Origin of the sequence: Micropruina sp. (genome assembly GCF_047607385.1) — a bacterium.
Taxonomy (GTDB): Bacteria; Actinomycetota; Actinomycetes; order Propionibacteriales; family Propionibacteriaceae; genus Micropruina.
This window is the reverse complement of record NZ_JASGDE010000127.1, coordinates 1-22,446: the sequence shown is the minus strand read 5'-3', so window position 1 is coordinate 22,446 and position 22,446 is coordinate 1. Positions and strand designations below refer to the sequence as shown.

The 22,446-nt window shown below is 70.8% G+C and carries 20 protein-coding genes; 13 read left to right on the top strand and 7 right to left on the bottom strand.

What is annotated here, in order from left to right; genetic code table 11:
- Positions 1-177: 177 nt before the first annotated feature.
- The 3 genes from QM582_RS11635 to QM582_RS11625 all read right to left on the bottom strand — a co-directional run bounded on the left by QM582_RS11635 (position 178) and on the right by QM582_RS11625 (position 3,248).
- The gene (locus tag QM582_RS11635) at positions 178-1,527 is read right to left on the bottom strand and encodes an FAD-dependent oxidoreductase (RefSeq protein WP_415084574.1); all 1,350 of its coding nucleotides are present in this window, start codon (positions 1,525-1,527) and stop codon (positions 178-180) included.
- Positions 1,528-1,573: 46 nt separating this feature from the next.
- Positions 1,574-2,383 carry an SGNH/GDSL hydrolase family protein gene (locus QM582_RS11630; protein ID WP_415084572.1) on the bottom strand — a complete coding sequence of 270 codons (810 nt, stop codon included), beginning with the start codon at positions 2,381-2,383 and terminating at the stop codon, positions 1,574-1,576.
- 100 nt (positions 2,384-2,483) lie between these two features.
- Complete coding sequence (locus QM582_RS11625; RefSeq protein WP_415084570.1) at positions 2,484-3,248, bottom strand: VTC domain-containing protein; 765 nt, start codon at positions 3,246-3,248, stop codon at positions 2,484-2,486.
- A 146-nt stretch (positions 3,249-3,394) separates the two neighbouring features.
- Between QM582_RS11625 and QM582_RS11620 the strand changes: the two genes are divergently transcribed.
- Positions 3,395-3,709, top strand: coding sequence for a hypothetical protein (locus QM582_RS11620; RefSeq protein ID WP_415084569.1), 315 nt, complete (start codon positions 3,395-3,397; stop codon positions 3,707-3,709).
- Complete coding sequence (locus QM582_RS11615) at positions 3,706-4,017, top strand: hypothetical protein (RefSeq protein ID WP_415084566.1); 312 nt, start codon at positions 3,706-3,708, stop codon at positions 4,015-4,017. Before QM582_RS11620 ends, QM582_RS11615 begins: the two co-directional genes overlap by 4 nt.
- A gap of 9 nt (positions 4,018-4,026) precedes the next feature.
- Here QM582_RS11615 and QM582_RS11610 read toward each other — a convergent pair whose 3' ends face one another.
- On the bottom strand, positions 4,027-4,710 hold the full coding sequence (locus QM582_RS11610; RefSeq protein WP_415084564.1) for an alpha/beta fold hydrolase: 684 nt from the start codon (positions 4,708-4,710) through the stop codon (positions 4,027-4,029).
- A gap of 83 nt (positions 4,711-4,793) precedes the next feature.
- Here QM582_RS11610 and QM582_RS11605 point away from each other — a divergent pair, with 83 nt between their 5' ends.
- From QM582_RS11605 to QM582_RS11595, 3 genes are all read left to right on the top strand, one after another.
- Positions 4,794-5,735, top strand: a complete 942-nt coding sequence (locus tag QM582_RS11605; RefSeq protein WP_415084562.1) for a helix-turn-helix transcriptional regulator — start codon at positions 4,794-4,796, stop codon at positions 5,733-5,735.
- Positions 5,736-5,921: 186 nt separating this feature from the next.
- Complete coding sequence (locus tag QM582_RS11600; RefSeq protein WP_415084560.1) at positions 5,922-6,359, top strand: hypothetical protein; 438 nt, start codon at positions 5,922-5,924, stop codon at positions 6,357-6,359.
- Positions 6,360-6,528: 169 nt separating this feature from the next.
- Positions 6,529-8,499: a GTP-binding protein gene (locus QM582_RS11595; RefSeq protein ID WP_415084559.1), complete on the top strand. Its 1,971-nt coding sequence runs from the start codon at positions 6,529-6,531 to the stop codon at positions 8,497-8,499.
- Between the two features lie 101 nt (positions 8,500-8,600).
- Here the strand turns inward: QM582_RS11595 and QM582_RS11590 are convergent, their stop codons facing one another.
- Complete coding sequence (locus tag QM582_RS11590) at positions 8,601-9,278, bottom strand: EcsC family protein (protein ID WP_415084557.1); 678 nt, start codon at positions 9,276-9,278, stop codon at positions 8,601-8,603.
- 120 nt (positions 9,279-9,398) lie between these two features.
- Between QM582_RS11590 and aat the strand changes: the two genes are divergently transcribed.
- The gene (gene aat / locus QM582_RS11585; protein WP_415084555.1) at positions 9,399-10,160 is read left to right on the top strand and encodes a leucyl/phenylalanyl-tRNA--protein transferase; all 762 of its coding nucleotides are present in this window, start codon (positions 9,399-9,401) and stop codon (positions 10,158-10,160) included.
- Complete coding sequence (locus QM582_RS11580; RefSeq protein ID WP_415084553.1) at positions 10,153-11,016, top strand: Fpg/Nei family DNA glycosylase; 864 nt, start codon at positions 10,153-10,155, stop codon at positions 11,014-11,016. Before aat ends, QM582_RS11580 begins: the two co-directional genes overlap by 8 nt.
- 5 nt (positions 11,017-11,021) lie before the next feature.
- On the opposite strand, the gene QM582_RS11575 is transcribed toward QM582_RS11580, so the two are convergent.
- A complete protein-coding gene (locus tag QM582_RS11575; RefSeq protein WP_415084550.1) occupies positions 11,022-11,837 on the bottom strand; it encodes a fructosamine kinase family protein in 816 nt (271 codons plus the stop codon).
- 234 nt (positions 11,838-12,071) lie between these two features.
- Between QM582_RS11575 and QM582_RS11570 the strand changes: the two genes are divergently transcribed.
- Genes QM582_RS11570 through QM582_RS11560 form a run of 3 tightly spaced genes read left to right on the top strand, consistent with a single transcriptional unit; the run spans position 12,072 to position 16,694 of the window.
- Positions 12,072-13,646, top strand: a complete 1,575-nt coding sequence (locus QM582_RS11570; RefSeq protein ID WP_415084548.1) for a hypothetical protein — start codon at positions 12,072-12,074, stop codon at positions 13,644-13,646.
- 8 nt (positions 13,647-13,654) lie between these two features.
- Positions 13,655-14,383, top strand: a complete 729-nt coding sequence (locus QM582_RS11565) for a hypothetical protein (RefSeq protein ID WP_415084546.1) — start codon at positions 13,655-13,657, stop codon at positions 14,381-14,383.
- Between the two features lie 22 nt (positions 14,384-14,405).
- Complete coding sequence (locus QM582_RS11560; RefSeq protein WP_415084544.1) at positions 14,406-16,694, top strand: prephenate dehydratase domain-containing protein; 2,289 nt, start codon at positions 14,406-14,408, stop codon at positions 16,692-16,694.
- A gap of 1 nt (position 16,695) precedes the next feature.
- Here QM582_RS11560 and QM582_RS11555 read toward each other — a convergent pair whose 3' ends face one another.
- Positions 16,696-18,252 (bottom strand): diacylglycerol kinase family protein, encoded by a 1,557-nt coding sequence (locus tag QM582_RS11555; protein ID WP_415084543.1) that lies wholly within the window; start codon positions 18,250-18,252, stop codon positions 16,696-16,698.
- Positions 18,253-18,316: 64 nt separating this feature from the next.
- Here QM582_RS11555 and serS point away from each other — a divergent pair, with 64 nt between their 5' ends.
- From serS to QM582_RS11540, 3 genes are all read left to right on the top strand, one after another.
- Positions 18,317-19,591, top strand: coding sequence for a serine--tRNA ligase (gene serS, locus QM582_RS11550; protein WP_415084541.1), 1,275 nt, complete (start codon positions 18,317-18,319; stop codon positions 19,589-19,591).
- Between the two features lie 204 nt (positions 19,592-19,795).
- Positions 19,796-20,578: an HAD family hydrolase gene (locus tag QM582_RS11545; RefSeq protein ID WP_415084539.1), complete on the top strand. Its 783-nt coding sequence runs from the start codon at positions 19,796-19,798 to the stop codon at positions 20,576-20,578.
- A 128-nt stretch (positions 20,579-20,706) separates the two neighbouring features.
- Complete coding sequence (locus QM582_RS11540; RefSeq protein ID WP_415084576.1) at positions 20,707-22,389, top strand: ABC transporter substrate-binding protein; 1,683 nt, start codon at positions 20,707-20,709, stop codon at positions 22,387-22,389.
- Positions 22,390-22,446: the final 57 nt, after the last annotated feature.

The window sequence follows — 22,446 nt, the reverse complement described above, 5'->3', positions numbered from 1 at the left end:
GTAGCGGCCGGCGCGGCCGGGGTCGGCGCCGGCGGCAGCTCGCCGGTGCAGCCGGCCAGTGCGACCAGAACGACGGTGACGATGACGCGCAGGTGATGCATGCCGACACGGTAAGGGCGATTCGGGACGATTCCGCCGACGAGTTTTGAATCTGTGGGTAACTCGGGCGTGCGTCGCTCAGGCCGGCGGGATCGGACCGCCCGGACGCTCCCGCTGGACCAGGTCCAACAGCTCGTGCCAGGCCTCGATCTTCATCCGTTCCCGCTCGTGGGAGGCGCCTCGGTTGGCCTCGGCGGCCTCGATCCGGCGCCAGTCGTCGAAGCTGGACGGGGCCAGCCCGCGCGCGGTCAAGGCCTCCACGACGTCGACTCTGGTCGGCAGCGGGCCGAGTCCGTCGAGGTCGGCGAGCACGTGTTCGACGGTCTCCCGGGCGTCCGATTTGTTGGTGCCGATCACGCCGATCGGGCCCCGTTTGATCCAGCCGACCACGTACTCCCGGGGCGCCACGGCGGCGCCGTCCAGCACCCGCCCCTGCGTGGACGGGATCACCCCGAGCGGCTCGTCGAACGGCACTCCGGGCAGCCGGACGGCGCGGTAGCCGATGGCGCGCAGCACCAGCTGTACGTCGAGCTCCTCGGTGACCCCGGTGCCGGTCACCCGGCCCTCGGCGTCCAGGCCGGTCCGCTCGATCAGCAGCCCGCTGACCGGGTCGCCGTGCAGCGCCACCGGACGCCGCCAGAACAGGAAGTGCAGCCGCACCCGCGGATCGGCCACCACGGTCTCGGACGCCTCGCGCAGCACCGCCACGTTGGCCCGGGTGCGTCGGTCCAGCGCGGCCTCGTCGATGCCGTCGAAGGCCGACTCCTCGACGCTGACCTGGACGCCGGGGGTGCGGCACAGCTCGCGCAGTTCGGTGGTGGTGAAGCTGGCGTGCTGCGGTCCGCGGCGTCCGATCACCCAGACGTCGGTGAGGGTGGCGCGGCGCAGCTCGGCCAGCACGTCCTCGGGCATGTCGGTGAGGTCGAGGGCCAGCGGCTCCTTGGCCAGGATCCGGGCGACGTCGACCGCGACGTTCCCGACGCCGATCGCCACCGCCTGGGTCACGCCGTGCAGCGACTGCGGTTCGGCGTCCGGATGCCCCGAGTACCAGGCCACGAACTCACGCGCCGACCGGCTGCCCGCGGCGTCCTCGCCCGGGACGCCCATCCGCAGGTCCTCGCTGGCACCGACCGCGTAGATCACCGCGTCGTAGCTGGCCAGCAGCTCCTCGCGGGTCACGTCGCGTCCGAACGAGACCAGGCCGAGGAAGCGCACCGCCGGGCTGTTGAAAACCCGGGCCAGCGCGTTGGCGACCGATTTGATCGAGGTGTGGTCGGGCGCCACGCCGTAGCGAAGCAGCCCGTACGGCGTCGGCAGCCGGTCGAAGATGTCGACCTCGACATCGTCGCGGGCGGTCAGGAACTGGGCTGCGAACAGGCCGGACGGCCCAGCGCCGACGATCGCGACACGATAACGGGGTTCCGGCATGGCGGCACCCTACCGGCCGCGGTGCTCGCGGCCGGTAAGGCCGGCGTCAGAGGAGTTTCCGGGCGACCACCGGCAGGTAGCCGAGCAGTTGGCCCAGCGCATTGGGGTGGAAGGCCACCGGATTCTCCGGGCCGGTGATCCAGGACGGGCGCCCGCACCAGGCGTGCCCGCGGAACGCCGAGGTCGGGTTGGCGAAAGACGCGCCGACCTGTGCCGCGGCCTGGGCGAGCCGGGTGTTCAGCAGGTCGATGGTGGCGTTCATCAGCTGTTGCTCGGCGGCGCTGTAGGCGACCAGCTGGCTGCAGTCGGTGCCGTTGAACAGTCGCGGATAGCCGACCACGATCAGTTTCGCCTTCGGCGCCCGGGCTCGGACGGCGGCCATCAGGGTACGTGCGTTGTCGGTGAAGCCGGAGTCCAGGTAGGCCTTCGATTGGCCGAGTGCGGCGGCGCATTGGGCGTCGTTGTCGGGTTGGGCGCAGAGCCCGAAGACAGGGACGAAGCCGATGTCGTTGCCGCCGGCCTGCAGGGTGACGTAGTCGGTGGACGGGGCAAGGGCGTCCAACTGCTCGGTGGCCACGTCGGCCATGGTGGCCCCGCCGCAGGCGGCCAGGGTGAGCTTGGTCCGGGTCAGCTTGGCGAGCAGCCGCGGGTAGGCCATCGCGGAACTGCCGCAGCCGTCCAGGGCCGGTGCCGCGCCGACCCCCGCGGCGAAGGAGTCGCCCAGCGCCACGTAGCTGCGTTGGGTCGCGCCGCGACGATGCTCCGGCACCGCCGCGGAGGCGGTGGCGGGACTGACGGCGATGAATGTGAGGGCGGCCAGCGCGACGGCGGCGGCTGCTCGGCGGAATCGGGACATGGGTGACACCTTCCTCTCCGTGGCGAAAGGGAGGATGGCACAGCGTCGCGGTGGCCGAATAGGTGGCAGTTCTGCCACCGCGACGCCCCGGTGGGACCGCTCAGAAATGTGCCTTCAAGGTTCGTCGCCACTTATTGGACGGCAGGTGCGGATGCATCGCGGCCAGTGCGGTGGCGTATTTGGAGATCCGGTCGGGCCGGTGGTCCAGCGACCACAGCAACCGGTCCATGCCGGCCGGACGTCCGGCCGATTTGGTCTCGATGATCGCCAACTCCGGACGGCTCAACCAGCCGCCGGTGCGGACGTCCCACCAGGTCAGCCCGGAGTCGATGGTCACCCGGGACGCCGTCGGCTCGTGGAACAGGGTGACCCGGCGGTAGTCCACCCGCAGCGAGGCACGCAGCGCGCGCACCGTCACGTCACGGATCCCGGCGCCACGCAGCGTGTCGGCCACGAAGGCCACCCCGGTGTCGTCGAGGCGTCCGTCCTGCAGGTGCTCGCCGGGCAGCCGATGCTTGACGGTGCGGTCCCGGAAGCGGGTCTTCACCTCCAGGAAGGACGCGCCGTTGGACTCGTAGCGCCGGGTGCGCACCTTGAACCTGCGCCGCCGCTCCCGGGCCGCCAGCAGGAAGGAGTCCAGCCCGGCAGAGTCCAGGTACACCGAGGTGTAGCCCAGGTTCTGCACGCCGTCGATCGCCAGCACCCGGGTCGTCCCGGGATCCACCAGTTCGAGCGCCATCGCGGCGTCCGCCGCACTCAACGCGTATTTGCGGTCGACGCGGGCGAGCAGGCTGCCGCGACGGATCAACTCGTCGAGGTCGATGGTGGGCAGAGCGAGGACGGACGGTGCGGTGCTGGTGGTCATGGTGCTTAATTCATCGTCCCCCGCTGTGCCGCCGCTGTGGCCGGACGGGCAAGCGGCCGTGAACGTCCGGCTCGACTGTCGTGCGCCCGGCCAGGTGAGTGCGGTGCAGCTTTACGGTATTGCCGCATCGTCGCATACTGGTTGTCATGACGGCTCTCTGGCATGGATACGTGGGCGTCCAGCGGCGCGGGGTGATCAACCTGCCTCCGGAACTGCGACGTCGGCTCCACCTGGACCAGCCAGGCGCGCAGGTCGAGGTCACCGAGCGGGCGGACGGCGTGCTGGAGCTTCGGCCGACGCTCGCCGTCCCGGTCGATCAGGCCTGGTTCTGGCGCCCGGAGTGGCAGCAGCGTGAGCGCGAGGTCGACGATCACGTCGCCCAGGGACGGGTGACCACGCACGAGTCGGCCGACGACTTCCTCGGCCACCTGGACTCGCTCGACGCCGACCGCGCACAGTGAAATTCGAGACCACACCCGGCTTCGACTCCGACTATCGCCGGCTGAAGCCTGAGCACGCCGCCACCTTCAAGCAGGTGGTCAGGGAGAAGTTCGCGCCGGCGTGCGCCGCGTACGCGGAGGACCCGTCGCGGGCATGGCCCTCGTCATTGCGGGTGATGGCGGTGCGGCACGCCCGCGGGGTTCTCGAGATGACGTGGAGCTTCGCCAGCCCCGATGGTCGGGCCACCTTCGAACTCGTCACGGTCGACTCAGAGCTGCGCTGCAGGGGGCGCCGCGTCGGTGATCACGGGGTGTTCCGCGACCCGTGAGGCAGTCAATCAGCACTTCCCCAGCAGGGCGGCCAGTTCGGCCGGCCGGGTGACCATCGGCCAGTGCCCGGAGTCGAGATCGACGAGTGTCAGGTTGTGCACCTTCGCGAGTTCCGGCAGGTCGCCGGCGGCGAGCCAGGCGCGCGCCTCGTCCGGGCTGAACTCGGGGCAGATCAGCGTGACCGGGACGTCGTAGCGCGCCTCGTTCCGCAGCCGGACGGTGCCCAGCGCCACACCCTCGGGCACCGGGATCATCGCCGCCGCCAGCCGCTCCCGGGTCGCCGGGTCGAGGTCGGCGGCGTCCGGGCCCTCGAAGGCCGGCCAGCCGGGGAACGGCATCGCGCCGTCCACGATCGGCAGGAAGTCGGCGTACGCCTCGCCGTCGGCCACCGGGACGCCGCCGATCAGTGCCACGCCGGCCACCGGACGGCGGTCGGCCGCGATCCAGGCCAGGGACGCCGCGGCCGAGTGACCGACCACCAGCGGAGGCTCCGCACAGCCGTCCACCGCCGCGAGCGCGGCGTCCACCTGATCGTCGAGGGTGGCCGGGTTGCCCTTGACCTGCCCCTCGCCGACCTGGCCGGGCAGGCTCACCGGGACGCCGCGGCGGCCCAGCCGGGCGAGCTCGGTCGTCACGCCGGTCCAGACGTCCGGCGCCAGCCACAGCCCGCCGATCAACACGATGTCGCTCACTGCGTTCTCCTTCGGATCGATTGCGGCCACGCTAGGCGTCTATCCGGACGCTCTGCGTCCGCAATCTGCCTACGATGACCGGCATGGACGCCAGCCCCACCGCCCGCGCGCTGCGCACGCTGGACCTGATCCACCAGCGGCCCGGCATCCGCGCCGTCGAACTAGCCGACCGGCTCGGCGTCACCGAGCGCGCCGTCCGCCGCTACGTCGGCACGCTGCGCGACGCCGGCATTCCGGTGAGCGCGACCACCGGCCGCTACGGCGGCTACCGGATCGGACGGGGCGTCCGGCTGCCACCGGTGGTGTTCAGCGGCCCCGAAGCGCTCGCCGTGGTGATGGCCGTGCTCGATTCGCCGGCCGGGGCGCCGGCGCCGGACAGCCTGGCCGGCTCGGGGGTGGCCAAGCTGTTGCGGGCGCTGCCCGAATCGGTCGGACGTCCCGCCGGCCAGTTCTGGCAGCACATCGCGGCCGCGCCCTCGCTCGCGCCGCGTCCGGAGGTCGGGATCGCTTCTGCCCTGGTCGAGGCCGTCGCCTCGGCGCGCCGGGTCCGGATCTCCTATCGCAGCGCGGCCGGGCACGAGTGGACCAGTGAGGTCGACCCGTGGGCCGTCGTGGTGCGCTACGGGCTGTGGTACCTGCTGTGCCGGATCCCGTCGGGCGAGCTGCGCACCTACCGGCTGGACCGGATCGGAGCGGCCGAGCTGCTCACCGCGGCGTCCGAAGTGCCCGCCGACCTGGACGCCGTCGCCGTCCTGGAGCGCAGCCTGGGCGAGGGCTGGGAGCTCTCCACCCGGGTGCGGTTCCGGGCGCCCGCCGAGCAGGTCCGGCCCTGGCTGCGAGCGCCGATGGGACGCCTGGAACCCGACGGCGACGAATGCGTGCTGACCGGGACCACCAGCAACCCGCAGATGTACGCGGGGGAGTGGCTGGCCCAGGTTCCGTTCCCGTTCCGGGTCGAAGAAGGACCCGAACTGCGAGCCGCGGTCGCCGAGCTGGCCGACCGGCTACGGGCCGCGGTGCAGTGATGTCTTTTGGCTGATATCGGAGGTGGTCGGTGTGGAGCAGTGACGTTGGCTACCGTAGCGAAATGCTGCATCGAATGGGGCCCGACCAAGCCGCGTTGCGGCGGCAGTGGTGATGAAGATCATCGCTGCTACGACACGTAGGGGAGTGTAGGAATGCGCGAGTTCACCACCGACTGCCTGGACGCTGTGCTGGTCGACCGCGATGACCTGGTCATCTTCCTCTCTGCGGGGACGGTCGACGCGCAGGGAATCCGGTGTCGGCTGACGATCATCCTGGCTCCTCCGGGCGATATCAGGTTGGGCGACTTCTTCCAGTACACCGAGGACGATCAAGAGGGGCCTCCGACTGCGGGACGGATGTGGGCTCGCGACCCGGACGGGCCACTTCCGATCGAGGTGATCGGTGGCCATGGTGTCGCCAGCGACGATCTGCTTCGGCGCGAGGTCGATCTGCGGTTGCCGTGGCCGGCGACGTTCCCGATCGAGATCGGCATCGATTGGCCTGCGACAGGAACGCATGCCTCGGCGACGAGTTGCGGAGACCTGGAGGCTCTTCGTGACCGGGTGACTCGTCAGCGGTTGACGTTCGCCGGCGGCGCCTACCTGGAGCACGCCGAGGACTAGACCTCGGTGGGGCCGGGTAGTGCCTTGTATTGGGAGCGGGCGCCTGCGATGCTGGCCGCGGACGTCGAAAGGCGTCCGGGTACTGAAACCGGGTACGGGAAAGGAGGTCTGATCATGGGAGCACGGGTCGTCCATGCCCTGATCGTCCGACCCGTCCTGGAGTACCCACATGCACTTTCTCAACCTGGGGATTCTCGCCCACGTTGACGCCGGCAAGACCAGCCTGACCGAACGGCTGCTGTTCGAATCCGGCACGATCGGCCACCTCGGCCGCGTCGACCTCGGCACCACCCGCACCGACTCGATGGAGTTGGAGCGCCGCCGGGGCATCACCATTCGCACCAATGTGGCGGCGTTCGTCCGCGGCGGCGTCCAGGTGAATCTGATCGACACCCCCGGCCATTCCGACTTCGTCGCCGAGGTGGAGCGCAGCCTCGCCGTGCTGGACGCCGCGATCCTGGTGGTGTCGGCCGTCGAGGGCGTCCAGCCGCAGACCGTCGTGCTGTGGCGGGCGCTGCGCCGGCTGAGCGTGCCGACCCTGGTCTTCGTCAACAAGATCGACCGGGCCGGCGCCGACAGTTCCCGGGTCGTCGGCGAGGTGCGCCGACGGCTCGCCGGCGCTGCCGGTCCCGACGTGGTGATGCTGTCCGGCACCGAGGCCGAAGGGCGTCCGGACGCCGGCGCGGCGCCGGTGCCGTTGGCGTCCGACACGGTGATCGAGGTGCTCACCCGGCACGACGACGGCTTGCTCGCCGATGTGGTGAACGGCGACCGGCTCACCCAGCGGCGGCTCGCCGGGCTCACCCGGCGGCTGATCGGACGCGGCGTCCTGGTGCCGGTGCTGGCCGGTTCGGCGCTGACCGGGGCCGGCGTCCACGATCTGCTGGACGGGTTGTCGGCGCTGCTGTCTTGGGCGCGTCCGGCCGCTCCCGAGTCGTCGGCGCTGGTCTTCAAGATCGACCACGACGGGGGCCGGCGGACGGCCTGGGCGCGGGTCTTCGCCGGCGAGTTGGAGCTGCGGCAAGGGGTTTCGGTCGGCGGCGAGCGCCCGCGGCGGATCACCGCGCTGCGCCGGGCGGCACCCGAGGGTTTCGTCCCGGCCACCCGGGTCGGAGCCGGCGAGGTGGCGGCCATCCAGGGTCCGGACGCGTTGCGGATCGGCGACTGGATCGGCACCCCGATCGCCGGACGGGTGACCCGCGAGTTCCCGGCACCCGGCCTGGAGGCGATCGTCGAACCGGTTGACCCGAGCCAGCGAGGAGCGCTCAACCGGGCGCTGTCCGAGCTGGCGCAGTCCGATCCGCTGATCAACCTGCGGGTCGATCCCGATCGGGGCGAACTGGCGGTGTCGCTGTACGGGGAGGTGCAGAAGGAGGTGGTCGGCAGCCTGCTGGCCGAGCAGTTCGGCGTCCCGACCCGGTTCAGCGACACCACCATCGTGCACGTCGAGCGGGTGGCCGGCGCCGGTGCCGCGGTGCAGCTGATCACCGAGCGGGCCACGCCGTACCTGGCGACGCTCGGCGTCCGGGTCGAGTCGGCACCACCGGGGTCGGGGCTGCTGCGACGCCTGGAGGCGGAACTTGGCTCGATGCCGCCAGCGTTCTTCGAGGCCGCCTGGGAAGGCGTCCGGACCGGGCTGGCCCAGGGCCGGCACGGCTGGGCGATACCGGACGCCGTGGTCACCATCACCCACACCGGGTACTACCCGCGGCAGAGCCACGCCCACCAGAAGTTCAGCAAGAGCATGTCGACGGTCGGCGCGGACTTCCGGAACCTGGCACCGATGCTGGTGCACCAGGCGCTCGCCGTCGCAGGCACGGTGGTCTGTGAACCCGTCGAACGGTTCACCCTCGACATTCCGGCGTCCGCACTGGCCGCGGTCACCGCCACCCTGGGCCAGGACGAGGGTCGGATCGCCGACACGGCCCAACACGACGACCGGCTGGTGCTGTCGGGCACCCTGCCGACCCGGCGACTGCTCGAGTTCGCGCGAGGCCTACCCGACCTGACCCGTGGCGAGGGGGTGTTGCAGACCGAGATCGACCACGATCAGCCGGTCACCGGGGCGCCGCCCGTCCGTCGCCGGATCGGTCCGGATCCGCTCGACGACGAGGTCTGGTGCCGGGAACGTCCGCGCTGAGGAAGCGTTGATTCATCGTCGGTCGAGCTTGTCGAGACCTTTCTGGCAAGGGGTTTCGACAAGCTCAACCAGCGGACGATCAGCGCTCCCTCGGCTTAGGCTCAGCCGCGGCGACGGATGAACTCGCGCCGCGCGTACTGGCCGAGCGCGTAGGTGAAGTAGCCGTCGGCGGCCGCCCCGACGCCGCCGCCGACCAGCGGGATCCGCTTGGCCACCTGCACCACGACATGCTTGCCGGCCATCTTGGCGCCCAGTCCGCCGAAGACGCGCTCGCTGACCGAATGCTCCAGGGCGGGGTCGAAGACCGGCGCGGTCGCGATGCCCATGGGCGTGCTGGCCAGCTTCCCGGACGACACCTGCTTGCGCACCTCGTCCTCGCCCAGCATGGCCAGGGTCAGCGCCGACCGCACCCGGCGGTCGTTGACGTCGTAGCCGCGCAGGTGCGCGATGGCCGCGATCATCCGCATCTGGATGATGGCCAGGCCGGCCAGGTTGGTCGGCAGCGCCACCGGCAGGGCGAGCAGGCCGCCCAGATTGGTCAGGAACCCCTGAGCCCCGGCCAGGCCGACGTGCTGCCGGATCAGCCAGTCCACCGCGGCCTCGTGGTCGCCGCGGGTCTGCAGCGACCGGGCCGCGGCGTCCTTGGCGCCCGGGATGGTCATATTGCCGTCGATCGCGAACTCGAGGATCTGCCGCAGCACATTGCCGGCCACCTCGGGAGCACGCTGAGCGAGGGTCTTGCTGGGTTCCTGCGAGGAACTGGGTTCCTGATCGGACATGCGGTGACTCCTGGCGTCGCGGACTGCGCCGTCCACCCTACTCACGGCTGCCGGGGTCACCATCGGGGGTCACCCGCTGACGTCCCCGGAATCGTCGGCGCCGGATGGCACAATCGTGCAATGAGTCGCCCGGGCATCTTCGGACCGTCGCGGGACTGGCCGGCGCAGGATCTGATCGGGCTCTCCGACGAGCTCGACCCCGATCTGGTGGTGCTGGCCTACCGCTGCGGCGTGTTCCCGATGCCCCTGCACAACTCCTGGTTCCCGGCCCGGATGGGCTGGTGGTCGCCGATGCGTCGCGGCGTCCTGCTGCCGGACGGGCTGCGCGTCACCCGCTCCCTGCGGCAGTCGGCGAAACGGTATCTGACAACGGTGGACGCCGCGTTCGACCGGGTGCTGGCGCGGTGCGCCGACCCGTCCCGTCCGCACGGCTGGATCGACGACGACATCATCGACGCGTTCACCGTGCTGCACGAGCGGGGCGTGGTGCACAGCGTGGAGACCTGGACGCCGGACGGCCGGCTCGCCGGCGGCCTTTACGGGGTGTCGATCGGCGGGTTGTTCGCCGGCGAGTCGATGTTCCACGACGCGGAGATCGGGCGCGACGCGTCCAAGGTGGCGCTGCTCCGGCTGGCCCGCGCGATGCGCCGCGACGGCAACCCCGAGCGGTTGATCGACGTCCAGTGGCGCACCGAGCACCTCGGTTCGCTCGGGGTGATCGAGATCGACCGCGACGAGTACCTGTCCAGCCTGGACGAGGCGCTGGCGCTGCCCGGCCCGGACTGGGCCGCCGAACGAGAACTGACCGAGCAGGGTTCGATCGGGTGGGGTTCGATCGAGCAGGGTTCGATCGGCTGGGGAACGGGGGACGCCGGTGCCTGAACTACCCGAGGTGGAAGCGCTGCGGTCGTTCCTGACCGACAAGCTGACCGGCGCCACCATCGCCCGCACCGAACTGCTGGCGTTCAGCGCGCTGAAGACCTTCCAGCTGCCGCTGTCCGCCCTGCACGGCGGCGAGGTCAGCGAGGTGCGCCGCTACGGCAAATTCATCGCCATCGACGTCTCCGGCAGCTGGTTGGTGTTCCACCTGGCCAGGGCCGGTTGGCTGCAGTGGAGGGACGCCATGCCGGCCAAGCCGGCCCGGCCCGGACGGGGACCGCTCAGCCTGCGGGTGGTGCTGGCCGACGGTTCCGGTTTCGACCTGACCGAGATGGGCACCCAGCGCAAGCTGGCCGTCTACGTGGTCGGCGACCCGCAGGACGTGCCGATGCTGGCCAGTCTCGGGCCCGATCCGCTGGCCGACGAGTTCGACTCCGACGCCCTGGCCGCCATCCTGGCCAAAGCCGGACGCGCCCAGCTCAAGGGAGTGCTGCGCGACCAGCGGGTGATCGCCGGCATCGGCAACGCCTACAGCGACGAGATCCTCCATGCCGCGAAGCTGAGCCCGTTCAAGCCGTCCAACGCGCTCTCGGACGAGGAACACGCCCGGCTGTTCGCCGCCATCAAGGGCGAACTCAATGACGCCATCGAGCGCTCCGTCGGACGCGCGGCGAAGGAACTGAAGGGCGAGAAGAAGATCGGGCTGCGGGTGCACGGCCGCACCGGGGAGCCCTGCGACGTCTGCGGGACGCCGATCGCTGAGGTCTCGTTCGCGGATTCGTCCCTGCAGTACTGCCCCGGGTGCCAGACCGGCGGCAAACCGCTCGCCGACCGCCGGCTGTCGAAGCTGCTGAAGTAGCGGCTCTACCAGCCCAGGGCGTCCAGGTCGGCGATCAGCGCGGGGACGCTGCGGTCGCCGAAGTGCCGGACGCCGAGCAGCCGGTGGTGCAGCCCGAGCACCAGCCGGCGCTCGTCGAGGTCGTCCGGTATCGGCCACTCGTGTTCGTACGCCTCCCAGAACTCGGGCGGGAATGGGTTCCGGCTGGGGCCGAGCATGTGCACCAGGTCGAGCTCGCGGTCGGTGAACGACACCTCCGGGTCGATCACCCAACGCCCGGCGACGGTGTTGCCGGTCCACAGGTCGCCGTGGGTCAGCGACGGCACCGGACGGCTGGGCAGCCTCGCCTGCACCGCCCCGTCACACGCCCGTTGCAGCCGCCGGGCCAGCTCGCGCGGAACCGACGGATCGTCCAGATGGGTGCGGACGCGGTGCTCGGCGAAGAAGCTCGGCCAGTCGTCCGACCAGGCATTGGGTTGCAGGAACCGTCCGGCCCGGTTGTCCTGGTGCCAGCCGTAGCGGGGACCGGTGCAGCGATGCATCCGGGCGATCGCGGTGCCCATCGCCGCCCAGTCCGGAGTGCCGTCCAGATACTCCAGCACCAACCGGGTTCCGGACGCCGCCAGGACGTCCGGCGTCGGCACCCCGGCCGTCCGCAACGCCGCCAGCCCGTCGGCCTCGCCCGCCGCCGGATAGGGACAGTCCTTGACCACCACCCGGCGTCCGTCTGTCAGGGTCGCCAACCGGGTGCTGCCCACCCAGCCGCCGCCCAACGGTTCCAGCGACACCGGCTCCGGCAACTCCGCCGGCCAGCCGTCCAGCAGGTTCGTTCCGGCGTCCATCGCCGCACCGTAGCGCAGGCGTCCCCGCTGCCCGTGGAATAGCGACCGATTCGGCAGTCGTCTCGCCTGCCAAGGCGCAACGGTCCCAGAATCGGTCGCTGATTGACGAGCGCCCCACGAACCGGGCGCGTCCGTCCTCGATAACATGATGATCTCGACCCGACGCATCCACTGGGGTGTGGCGCGGCCCGGCCGATAGTCTCGGCCCTGCTGTCTACCCCGAGGAGCCCCCCGATGCCGAACGCGCCGGTCGCCCGGGCCCGCGCGATCTTCGATCAGAAGTGGACCAGCAACGCACGACTGGGCCTCGGACTGATGGTCGCCGCCACGCTGGTCACCATCGTCGTCGCGTTCATGGGCCCCTCCGCGGTGGCGCTGCGGCTCGGTCCGCGCAGCAGCCTGATGCCCCCGTGGTACCTGCCGGCCGGCATCGTCTCGCTCAACGAGTGGGTCGCGGTGCTGTCCTTGTGGGTGGCGATCGCCGCCGGTTCGGTGGGGTTGTGGGTCTGCTACCGCGCGGTGGACGGCGGTTGGCGTCCCAACGTGCACCGGCTGTTCCTGCTGGGCGCCGCATTGTGCACCGTCACCTCCTTGGTTCCGCCGCTGACTTCGGCCGATGCGCTGATGTACGCCGCCTACGGACGCCTGATGGTGCTGGGCTGGAACCCGTACGACATCACCCCGGCCAACATCATCCGGCAGGAGTTCGACCCGGTGATGCGCTGGGTGGAGGCCCCCTGGCAGGACACCCCGTCGGTCTACGGGCCGATCGCCTCGTTCAGCCAGTGGCTGGCCGCAACGCTGGGCGGCGAGAGCATGCACCAGGTGGTGTTCTGGCTGCAGATGTTCGCCCTGGTGCCGTTCCTGGTGGTGGCCTTCATCGCGGTCAAGCTGGCGCACGGCGACCCGGCGTTCCAGACCCGGGCGGTGCTGTTCACCATCTTGAACCCGATCATGATCTGGTCGATCTGCGCCCAGGCCCACAACGAGCCGCTGACCCTGATGTTCGCGGTGGCCGGGCTGTGGTTCATGCGCCGCAACGCCTGGCTGGCCGGCGTCGGCATCGGGCTGGCCGGGTGCGTCAAGGTGTCGCTGGTCTACTACGGGCTGGCCATGGTGTGGGGCTATCGGCATCAGCCGCGCAAGCTGATCCAGCTCTGCCTGGCGGCCGCGGTGACCATCGGTCTGGGCTACGGACTGTTCGCGCCCGAGGCGCTGTTCGCCGCCGCCCGCAACACCTCCTACGTCTCGGCCGGCTCCTGGACGGAGTGGCTGCACGAGCTCGGCAAGCTCACCATCGGGGACGCCGCGTCCCGCCGGGTGATGAGCACGCTGGGCATGATCGGCCTGGTCAGCGTGGCCTGGATGCTGTCCCGGGTGCTGCCCTGGGTGACCGCTCCCGGGGCGCCGGCCGGCACCGACCCGCGTCGTGATCCGTTGACCATCACCGTCCGCACCGCCGCCCTGCTGACCGCCGCCTGGCTGATCACGTCCCCCTACACGTTGAGCTGGTACGACCTGATCACCTGGGTGCCGCTGGCGCTGATGGCCGCCAACCGGCTGGACGCCATCACCATGTGGCGCGGGGCCTGGCTGTCGATGGCCTACGTCACCGGACGGGTGATCGAGTTCGGCCCCGGAGTCTTCGTGGCCGGCTTCGTGATGCGCGACATCCTGTGCACCGCCGCACAGATCATCGCCATCGTCTGGGTGATCTGGTGGTGGCGTTCCGAGGGCGGTGAACTGCCGTCGCTGCGACTGTTCCGGGCCGGCTGGCGCCGGTTCCGCGGACGCCCGGCGACGCCCTGAGTCCCCGGATGAACGCGACAGCAAGCTGGGGCAGGGCCGGACGCGTCCTGGCCTGGGCGGCTGCCGCCGTGCTGGCGATCACCGTGGCGCTGGGCGTGCTGGGTGCCGTCCGGGGGCCCGTGCTGCCGGCGCCGACCGTGGCCGCCCCGACCCCGGGACCGGCGTCGATCCTGCCCAGCCGTCCGGCCCGGTGGGTGGACGTCGACTCGCTGACCCGGCGGCTGACCGTCGCGCCGTACCTGTCCGGGCAGTTGCCGGGCAAGCCGTTCACGTTCGCCCAGCCCACCTCCACCACGGGCCTGTTCACCGAGGTCACCCTCGGCGCGGTGGCCGACGACCCGGGCTGGCGCCAGAACAAGAACCTGCCGGTCGGCGTCCTGGTCGCCGATCTGGAGCCGAAGACCGTGGTGGCCGGCGATCTGGACGCCACCGGACGCGGCGTGCTCGCCGAGTTCGGACGCCGCGTCTACAACGCCCTGTCCGACCTGCAGGTCGCCGACCTGCGCAGCGACCCGGAGACCGCGATCGGGTCGTTCCCGGCCCGCTGGTCGCACGCCACGGTGACCGGAGGGCTCGGCGACGGCACCGTCGAACGGGCGGAGTTGTCGATGCTGCTGGTGGCCTTGCCGAACGGACGGCACTTCGCCCTCGTCGAGATCCGGCCGAACCATCCGGGCGCATCGCAGCACTTCGCGGCGATGGACCGCGCCGCCGCGTCCATCGTCGCGACCGGCTGAAGCGGTTCCCTAGACTGAGCCGGTGACCCAGTCAGCGCCGCCGGACGGCCCCAGCAGGCTGCTCGTGGTCGGCGCCGCCGCCGGCATGGGGCGCTGGCTGTCCGACCATCTGTTCGCCGACCTGCCCTGGCACCAGGTGGTGCTGGTCGACACCGCCGCCTCCGCCCAGCTGCTGGAGGGCGCCGCGGGCGCCTACGCCGACGCCCCGGTCGCCACCGGAACCCTCGACCAGGTCGCCGCCGAGGTGACCGAGCCGGGCTTCATCATCTGCGTGGCGGTGCCGGACGCCGCCGCCGCCGGCGTGTTGGCCGACGTGGACGCCGTGGTGCCGTCCGACGCCCCGATCATCATGGTCGGCTCGGGCTTCAGCTGGACGATGGACGTGCTGGCCGCGGTGCCGAACCGGACGGCGGTCGCGCTGCACCCGCTGATGGACACCGCGACCCGGTCGCTGGACGGCCAGACGGTGTGCGCCACCGAGGTGCGCGGGGTGGCGACCGGCTGGCTGGCCGACGCGATCACCGGACGCGGCGGCATCTACACGGTGCTGTCGCCGGAACGCCACGACCGGATCATGACCTACGTGCTGGCGCTGGCCCACCAGGCGCTGCTCGGCTTCGTCACCGCGGTCGCCGACAGCGGACTCGACCTCACCGACGAGCTGTGGGCGGCCCGGACGCCGCTGTTCGAGGCGCTGCTCGGGCTGGCGGTCAGCCTGCTGGAGGAGAACCAGGAGCTCACCCTGGCGCACGTCCAGGCCAGTGTGGACGGTGCGACGGCCGCGTCCGAACTGGCCGCCGCCGCCGCCTCGGTGCGGGCCGCCGCGACCAGCAAGGACGGCCTGGTCGAGCGGATCGCCGCCACCCGCGACCGGTTCAGCGGCGCCCTCTTCGACACCGTCCGGAACACCGCCGCCGCCACCCTGGCCGCCGGGCAGTCGAAGCGGGCCACGCTGGCCCGGGTGCGCCGGCTGGGCGGCCTGGTCGGGCTCTACCCGACCGGGCGTCCGGACAAGCTGCGGGTCGGCCGGCTGGTCGATCTCACCCCGGTGCATCTGGTGCTGGAGGAGTTGCTGGTCGGGCCGCGCGGTGAGGCGGCGCTGCTGCACGGCGCCGGCGTCCGGAACGCCAAACGGCTCGGACGCCGCAACAAGGCCGTCCGCACCCGGTTCGGGATCGGGCACGTCGAGGTGCTCTCGGACGCCGAACTGGAGGTGGCGCTGGACTCCTGGCTGGCCTACCTGCGCCGCGACATCCGTTTCCTGGTGCCCGAGTCGGTGGCCGGCGACGGGGTGGCCTCGGTGGTCCGCGAGCAGCGCGGCGTCGGGGCCGCCTATCTGGTCTCCGAGGCGGTGCGGACCGGCCAGCGGGCGGTGGTGATCCGCACCGAGATCCGTGTCGACCTCGACCTGGACGAGACCATCGAACGCCTCCGCCGGGCCGTCGAGGTCGCCTACGCCTGGCCGCACGGCGTGTCCCGTCCGGTGCGGGCACGCGGGCTGGCGCTGCGCTACCTGGGCCCGCCCGGCACCTTCTCCGAGAACGCCGCCCGGCAGTTCGCGGTCGGGCTGGCCGGGGCCGGCGAGCACGACGTGCTGGTGGAGGCGGTGGACTCCTTCGACGACGTCCTGGAGGCCACCCGCGACGGCGGGCTGGGCGTGCTGCCGATCACCAGTTCGGCCTCCGGCCTGGTGTCGCGGTCGGTGCGGGCCCTGCTCGGCTCCGACGTGCCGCTGGTCGCCGGCGGGGTGGTGGACGTCGCCGTCCGGTTCGACGCCTACGCCGCGGCGCCGGTGGTGCTCGCCGAGCTGCGCGGTGCGACCGTGTTCAGCCATCCGCAGGCGCTCGCCCAGTGCGGCAACTTCATCCGGCGCTGGGGTCTGCTGCCGCAGCCCTGCGCGTCCACCACGGATGCGCTGGAGCAGTTGCGGGCCGCGGGGGTGCCGGCGATCGCGATCGCGTCGTCGGGGGCCGAGGTCGATCACCCGTTCGTGCATGTGGTCGAGCGGGAGATCGACGACCTGTCGGGCTCCATCACCCGGTTCCTGGTGGTCGGACGCCCGGGCGGCTTCGACGAGCACCGGGACGGCTCCGACCCGACGCTGCGCAGCATCGTGCTGGCCCCGTCCGTCGCCGCGATCGCGCCGCTGGTCGGTCGCGGACCCGGTTTCGACGAGTTGCTCAGCGACGCAGACGGGCACTGCCTGTGGGTGTCCAGCCGGGCGGTCGACGACCTGCCGGACGGCGTCCGTGACCTCGGCGCGGTGCCCTGGTCGCCGCGCACCCCGGTGGTGCGACCGACCCCGGGGTAGCTCAGCGCCGCGGCACCATCACCGCCAGGGTCTGCGGCACCACGGTGGCCCGCATCCGGCGGCACTCCCCGGCGGCGTCCCCGTCCAGCTGGTATTCGACCGGTTCGGACGCCTCGATCAGCACGCTGCGGCCCTGGGCGCGGTCGATCTCGGACGCCTCCGGCACCGGCAGCAGCACGCTGGTGGTGATCCGCAGCCAGTCGGCGACGTTGCCCGGGGAGGCGACGAACAGGTCCAGCAGGCCGTCGTCGAACTGGGCGTCCGGAAGCAGCTGGACGTTGCCCTGCAGCTGCCCGACGTTGCCGACGATGACCAGGCCGGCGTGCCGTTCCAGCGGCTCACCGTCGTCCATCGCGATGGTCACGTCGAAGGACGGCAGGCTGGCCGCGTCGCCGGCGGCCACCACGTAGGCGGCCGGGCCGATGATCTTCTTCAGGCCCTCGTCGGTGCCGCCCATGATCCGGGCGTCCAGGCCCATCCCGGCCATCACCGCGATGTGTTCCGGATCGTCGTCGTCGATCACCACCTCGACCAGGTCGATCAGGTCCCGGCGTCCGTTCAGGATCACCTCGAGCGCCTCCGCCTCGTCCAGCGGGATGCCCAGGTTGCGGGCCAGCAGGTTGCCGGTGCCGGCGGGCAGCAGCCCCAGTGGGACGCCCGTCCCGGCCAGTTCGGAGCAGACCACCCGCACCGTGCCGTCGCCGCCGGCGGCCATCACCAGGTCGACCTCGGCCTTCAGCGCTGCCCGGGCCATGCCGCGTCCGGGGTCGTCGGGGGTGGTCTCCAGGAACAGCGGCGTCCAGCCGTTGTCCCGGCAGCCGGTCTCGACGTGCCGGCGGAAGGCTGCCCAGTCCGGAATCTTGGTCGGGTTGACCACGATGGCGCAGTGCTTCGGGGTCTTGGCCGCCAGCGCGGCCGCCCGGGTCGGTCGTTCCGGCTGCATGTGCACCCGGGCCAGGGACAACGCCAGGCTCGCGGTGAATCCGCCGAACAGCACGCCGCCGACCAGGTCGCTGACCCAGTGCGCGTGCAGCACCCAGCGGTCCGCGGCGATCAGCAGGATCAGTGCCAGCCCCAGCCAGCGCCAGAACTCGATCACCGCGCGGGGCTGTTTGGTGGTCGTGGTCGTGGCGATCACCACCAGGGCCGCGGTGACGATGCCCACCATGTGCCCGGACGGGTAGGCGAAGCCGTTGTTGCCGATCACCTCGGTCAACGTCTCGGGTGGACGGAGCCGTCCGATCAACGTCTTGGCCAGCTCGTGACCGCCCCAGCCGAGCGCGATGGCCAGCACGATGCCGACGGTCAGGTTGCGCAGCCGGCGCCGGAACGCCCAGATGGCGATGCCGGCCAGGACGCAGTTGACCACCGCGGGGTGGAAGAAGATCGCCACCGCCACGGCGATCTGGATGATCGGCTGCTGCCAATGCGGCGCGGGGGCCTGCACGAGATCGAGGCCGGCCAGTGCGCCGGACGTCATCAGTGCCGTCCAGATCGCGAAGCCCAGCCCGAAGGCGATCGTCGCGAGGGGGCCGAGACCCGGACGGCGGCTACGCATGTGTCATTGTGGCATCGGTCCGGCAGGGGACGGGGGATCCGGCGCCGGCCGATAGGCTGATCGGGTGATCGACCCGAAACTGTTGCGCACCGAACCCGACCGCCTGCGAGCCGCCCAGGAGGCGCGCGGCGAGTCTCCCGCGTTGGTGGATCGGCTGATCGAGGCCGACGCGGCACGCCGTTCCGCGATCGCGTCCTTCGAGTCGCTGCGGGCCGAGCAGAAGTCGCTGGGCAAGGACGTGGCGCGCGCCAAGGGCGAGGAGAGGGCGGCGCTGATCGCGCGGACGAAGGGGCTGGCCGAGCGGGTGAAGGCCGCCGACGCGGCGGCCGCCGAGGCCGGCGCCCGGTTCGACGAGTTGATGCTGGCACTGCCGAACCCGGTCTTCGACGACGTCCCGCGTGGCGGCGAGGACGACTTCGTGGTGGTTTCCGAGCACGGCGCCCCGCGCGACTTCGAGGCCGAGGGCTTCGCCCCGCGCGACCACCTGGAGCTGGGTGAGCTGCTCGGCGCGATCGACATGCAGCGCGGCGCGAAGGTTTCCGGGGCACGCTTCTACTTCCTCACCGGACAAGGGGCGATGCTGGAGTTGGCGCTGATCAACCTGGCTCTGAACAAGGCCACCGAGTGGGGGTTCACGCCGATCCTGCCGCCGGCGCTGGTCAAGCCGTCGGCGATGGAGGGCACCGGGTTCCTGGGCCAGGCCGCGCAGGACGTCTACCACCTGCCGGCCGACGACCTGTACCTGGTCGGGACGTCCGAGGTGGCGCTGGCCGCCTACCACAGCGACGAGATCCTGGACGCCGCGACGCTGCCCCGGCTGTACGCCGGGTATTCGCCCTGCTACCGGCGCGAGGCGGGCAGCTACGGCAAGGACACCAGGGGCATCTTCCGGGTGCACTGGTTCGACAAGGTGGAGATGTTCGTCTACTGCCACCCGGACGAGGCGGACGCCCTGCACCGCAAGCTGCTGGAGTTCGAGAAGGAATTCATCACCGCTCTGGAACTGCCGTTCCAGGTGCTGGAGGTGGCCTCCGGCGACCTCGGGCTGAGCGCGGCGCGCAAGTACGACTGCTACGGCTGGATCCCCAGCCAGGGCAAGTACCGCGAGATCACCTCCACCTCGAACTGCACCACCTTCCAGGCCCGCCGGCTGAACATCCGGATGCGCACCGACGCCGGAACCGAGGCGGTGGCGACGCTGAACGGGACGCTGTGCGCGATGACCCGGATGATCATCCTGCTGCTGGAGAACCATCAGCAGGCCGATGGTTCGGTGCGCATCCCGCAGGCGCTGCGTCCCTACCTGGGTGGACGGGAGTTCCTGACCCCGGTCGGTTGAGATGTGCCGGTCCTGAGAACAAGTGCCCGGCGTCGTCAACTCGCGACCGAGTGGCGGACGTCCAGCCTCGTCCGCCTCGGACGGCCCGGTAATCGGTCGCTAGTTGACGAAACCTAGGGGCGGCTGGGCGAGCGAGCCGCCTGGACGCCCGGTTTGCCCTTCGCTCGCTGCCCTGAAAGCCTGAACCAGAAGGGGAGTGAGCACATGGCATGGCGACCGCGCCTGGTGGCGCTGGACATCGACGGCACGCTGATCGACGAGGTCCGGGTGATGCCCGACTGGATTCCCACCGCCGTCTCGAAGGTGGTGGACGCCGGGGTCCCGATCGTGCTGACCACCGGACGGGGCTGGGCCGGAACCAAGCTGCTGGTGGAGGCGCTGGACCTGCCGCCCGGGCAGCACGTCTGCTCCAACGGCGCCGTCCGGGTGAACTACCCGCCGATGCAGGTGCTGGAGAAGGTCACCTTCGACCCGACCACGGTCGTCGACCGGGTGCTGGAGGAGCATCCCGAGGCGATGCTGGCCGTCGAGGTCGGCAAGGAGGGTTTCAACGTCAACCGGCTGTTCCCCGAGGGCGAGCTGACCGGCGAGCTCATCGTGGTGGACCGTGACGAGCTGGTCTCCGAGCTGGTCACCCGCGTCGTCGTCCGCGACCCGAACGCGTCCGAGGCCGACTTCATCGCTCTGGCGCACCGGCTGGGCCTGGAGGGGGTCAGCTACTTCATCGGCTACACCGCCTGGCTCGACATCGCGCCCGGCGTGGACAAGTCCTACGGCCTGGCCGCAGCCTGCGCCGATCTGGGTGTTGATGCCGCCGACGTGCTGGCCATCGGCGACGGTCGCAACGACATCGAGATGCTGCGTTGGGCCGGACGCGGGGTCGCCCTCGGCGGCGCGCCGGACGAGGTGAAGCAGGCTGCCGACCATGTCACCGGCCTGTTCGAGAAGGGCGGCACCGCCGAGGAATTGCTGCGCTGGTTCGGCTGATCCGCCGCGTCCCCACGACATCACAGCTTGGGAACACTCTTCCCGATTCACTCCCGGCGCCGACCCGCGACCGCTAACGTCCCCCACGCGGCGGCAAGGCGTCGTCGGGAAGGATGGGAGAAGTGACTATGCGGATCACCGCGCGTCGCGGGATGGCCGTGGCCGCCGCGGTCACGTTGCTCGCCGGGTTCGGCGGCTGCGCGCAGAGCCAACGTCAGAGCAGCAGTCCGGACGCCGGCGGCGCCAGCGGCGGCACCAAGGACACCTTCGTCTTCGCGGCCTCCTCGGATCCGGTGATGCTCGACCCGGCGATGGCCAGTGACGGTGAGACCTTCCGGATCGCCCGCCAGCAGTTCGAGGGCCTGATCGGCACCAAGCCGGGCACCACCGAACTCGAGCCGCTGCTGGCCACCGCCTGGAAGGCGTCGGCCGACAACAAGTCGTTCACCTTCACCCTGCGTGAAGGGGTGAAGTTCTCCGACGGCACCGACTTCAACGGTGAGGCGGTCTGCGCGAACTTCGACCGCTGGTTCAACTGGACCGGCATCAACCAGTCCGAGAACATCACCTACTACTACGGCAAGCTGATGCGCGGCTTCAAGACCGGCGCAAAGGCCGACCAGGCGCTCTACAAGAGCTGCCAGAGCAGCAAGGCCACCGAGGCGACGATCAACCTGAACAGCCCGTTCGTGCATTTCCTGGACGCCATGACGCTGCCGTCGTTCTCCATGCAGTCGCCGACGGCGATGAAGAAGTACAACGCCGACAACACCACCGGCAAGGAGAGCGATCCGCGGTTCTCCGAGTACGCCACCGCGCATCCGACCGGCACCGGCCCGTTCGTCTTCGAGAAGTGGGAACGCGGCCAGCAGGTCATCCTGAAGCGCAACGACAACTACTGGGGTGAGAAGGCCAAGGTCTCCACCGTCATCATCCGCACCATCTCGGACGCCAAGGCGCGCACCCAGGAACTGCAGGCCGGCAACATCGACGGCTACGACCTGGTGGCCCCCGCCGATCAGCCCGGGCTCAAGCAGGCCGGGCTGCAGATCCTGCAGCGTCCCGCCTTCAACATCCTCTACCTGGGCATGAACCAGAAGATCAAGGAGCTCTCCGACCTCAAGGTGCGGCAGGCCATCGCCTACGCGATCGACAAGGACGCCCTGATCAAGCAGGTGATGCCCGAGGGCACCGTCGCCGCGATCAACTTCATGCCCGAGAACGTGACCGGCTGGAACGGCAACGTCGAGAAGTACGCCTACAACCCGGACAAGGCCAAGGCGCTGCTCAAGGAGGCCGGCCAGGAGAACCTGACCCTGACCTTCAACTACCCGACCGGCGTCTCGCGGCCCTACATGCCGTCGCCGGAGGACATCTACACCTCGCTGAAGGCGCAGCTCGAAGCGGTCGGCATCAAGGTCAATCCGGTGGCCAGCAAGTGGAGCCCCGACTACCTCGACCTGATCCAGGGCGACAAGGGAACCGATAAGCACGGCATTCACCTGCTCGGCTGGACCGGCGACTACAACGACCCGGACAACTTCATCGGCGTCTTCTTCGGCACCAAGGCCAACGAGTGGGGCTTCGACAACCAGAAGCTGTTCGCGGCGCTGAAGGAGGCCCGCGAGATGGGCGACGCGGCGGCGCAGAAGGCGAAGTACGAGGAGATCAACAAGATGATCGCCGACTTCGTCCCCGGCGTCCCGCTGACCCACGCCCCGCCGTCGCTGGCCTTCGGCAAGGGCGTGCAGGGCTACCAGCCCTCCCCGGTCCAAGACGAGGTCTGGAACACCATCACCATCACCAAGTGAGCCCTCACCGGCTCGGCTGACCCACTGTCGGGTCGGGATCGTCGCGGTGGACGATCC

Bases quoted from the DNA above. Each gene is read 5' to 3' on its own strand.
- QM582_RS11570 (WP_415084548.1), top strand. From the start codon at position 12,072: ATGCCGAACGCGCCGGTCGCCCGGGCCCGCGCGATCTTCGATCAGAAG.
- QM582_RS11545 (WP_415084539.1), top strand. From the start codon at position 19,796: ATGGCATGGCGACCGCGCCTGGTGGCGCTGGACATCGACGGCACGCTG.
- QM582_RS11605 (WP_415084562.1), top strand. From the start codon at position 4,794: ATGGACGCCAGCCCCACCGCCCGCGCGCTGCGCACGCTGGACCTGATC.
- QM582_RS11630 (WP_415084572.1), bottom strand. From the start codon at position 2,383: ATGTCCCGATTCCGCCGAGCAGCCGCCGCCGTCGCGCTGGCCGCCCTC.
- QM582_RS11590 (WP_415084557.1), bottom strand. From the start codon at position 9,278: ATGTCCGATCAGGAACCCAGTTCCTCGCAGGAACCCAGCAAGACCCTC.
- QM582_RS11635 (WP_415084574.1), bottom strand. From the start codon at position 1,527: ATGCCGGAACCCCGTTATCGTGTCGCGATCGTCGGCGCTGGGCCGTCC.
- QM582_RS11620 (WP_415084569.1), top strand. From the start codon at position 3,395: ATGACGGCTCTCTGGCATGGATACGTGGGCGTCCAGCGGCGCGGGGTG.
- QM582_RS11555 (WP_415084543.1), bottom strand. From the start codon at position 18,252: ATGCGTAGCCGCCGTCCGGGTCTCGGCCCCCTCGCGACGATCGCCTTC.
- QM582_RS11625 (WP_415084570.1), bottom strand. From the start codon at position 3,248: ATGACCACCAGCACCGCACCGTCCGTCCTCGCTCTGCCCACCATCGAC.
- QM582_RS11565 (WP_415084546.1), top strand. From the start codon at position 13,655: ATGAACGCGACAGCAAGCTGGGGCAGGGCCGGACGCGTCCTGGCCTGG.
- aat (WP_415084555.1), top strand. From the start codon at position 9,399: ATGAGTCGCCCGGGCATCTTCGGACCGTCGCGGGACTGGCCGGCGCAG.
- QM582_RS11595 (WP_415084559.1), top strand. From the start codon at position 6,529: ATGCACTTTCTCAACCTGGGGATTCTCGCCCACGTTGACGCCGGCAAG.
- QM582_RS11575 (WP_415084550.1), bottom strand. From the start codon at position 11,837: ATGGACGCCGGAACGAACCTGCTGGACGGCTGGCCGGCGGAGTTGCCG.
- QM582_RS11540 (WP_415084576.1), top strand. From the start codon at position 20,707: ATGCGGATCACCGCGCGTCGCGGGATGGCCGTGGCCGCCGCGGTCACG.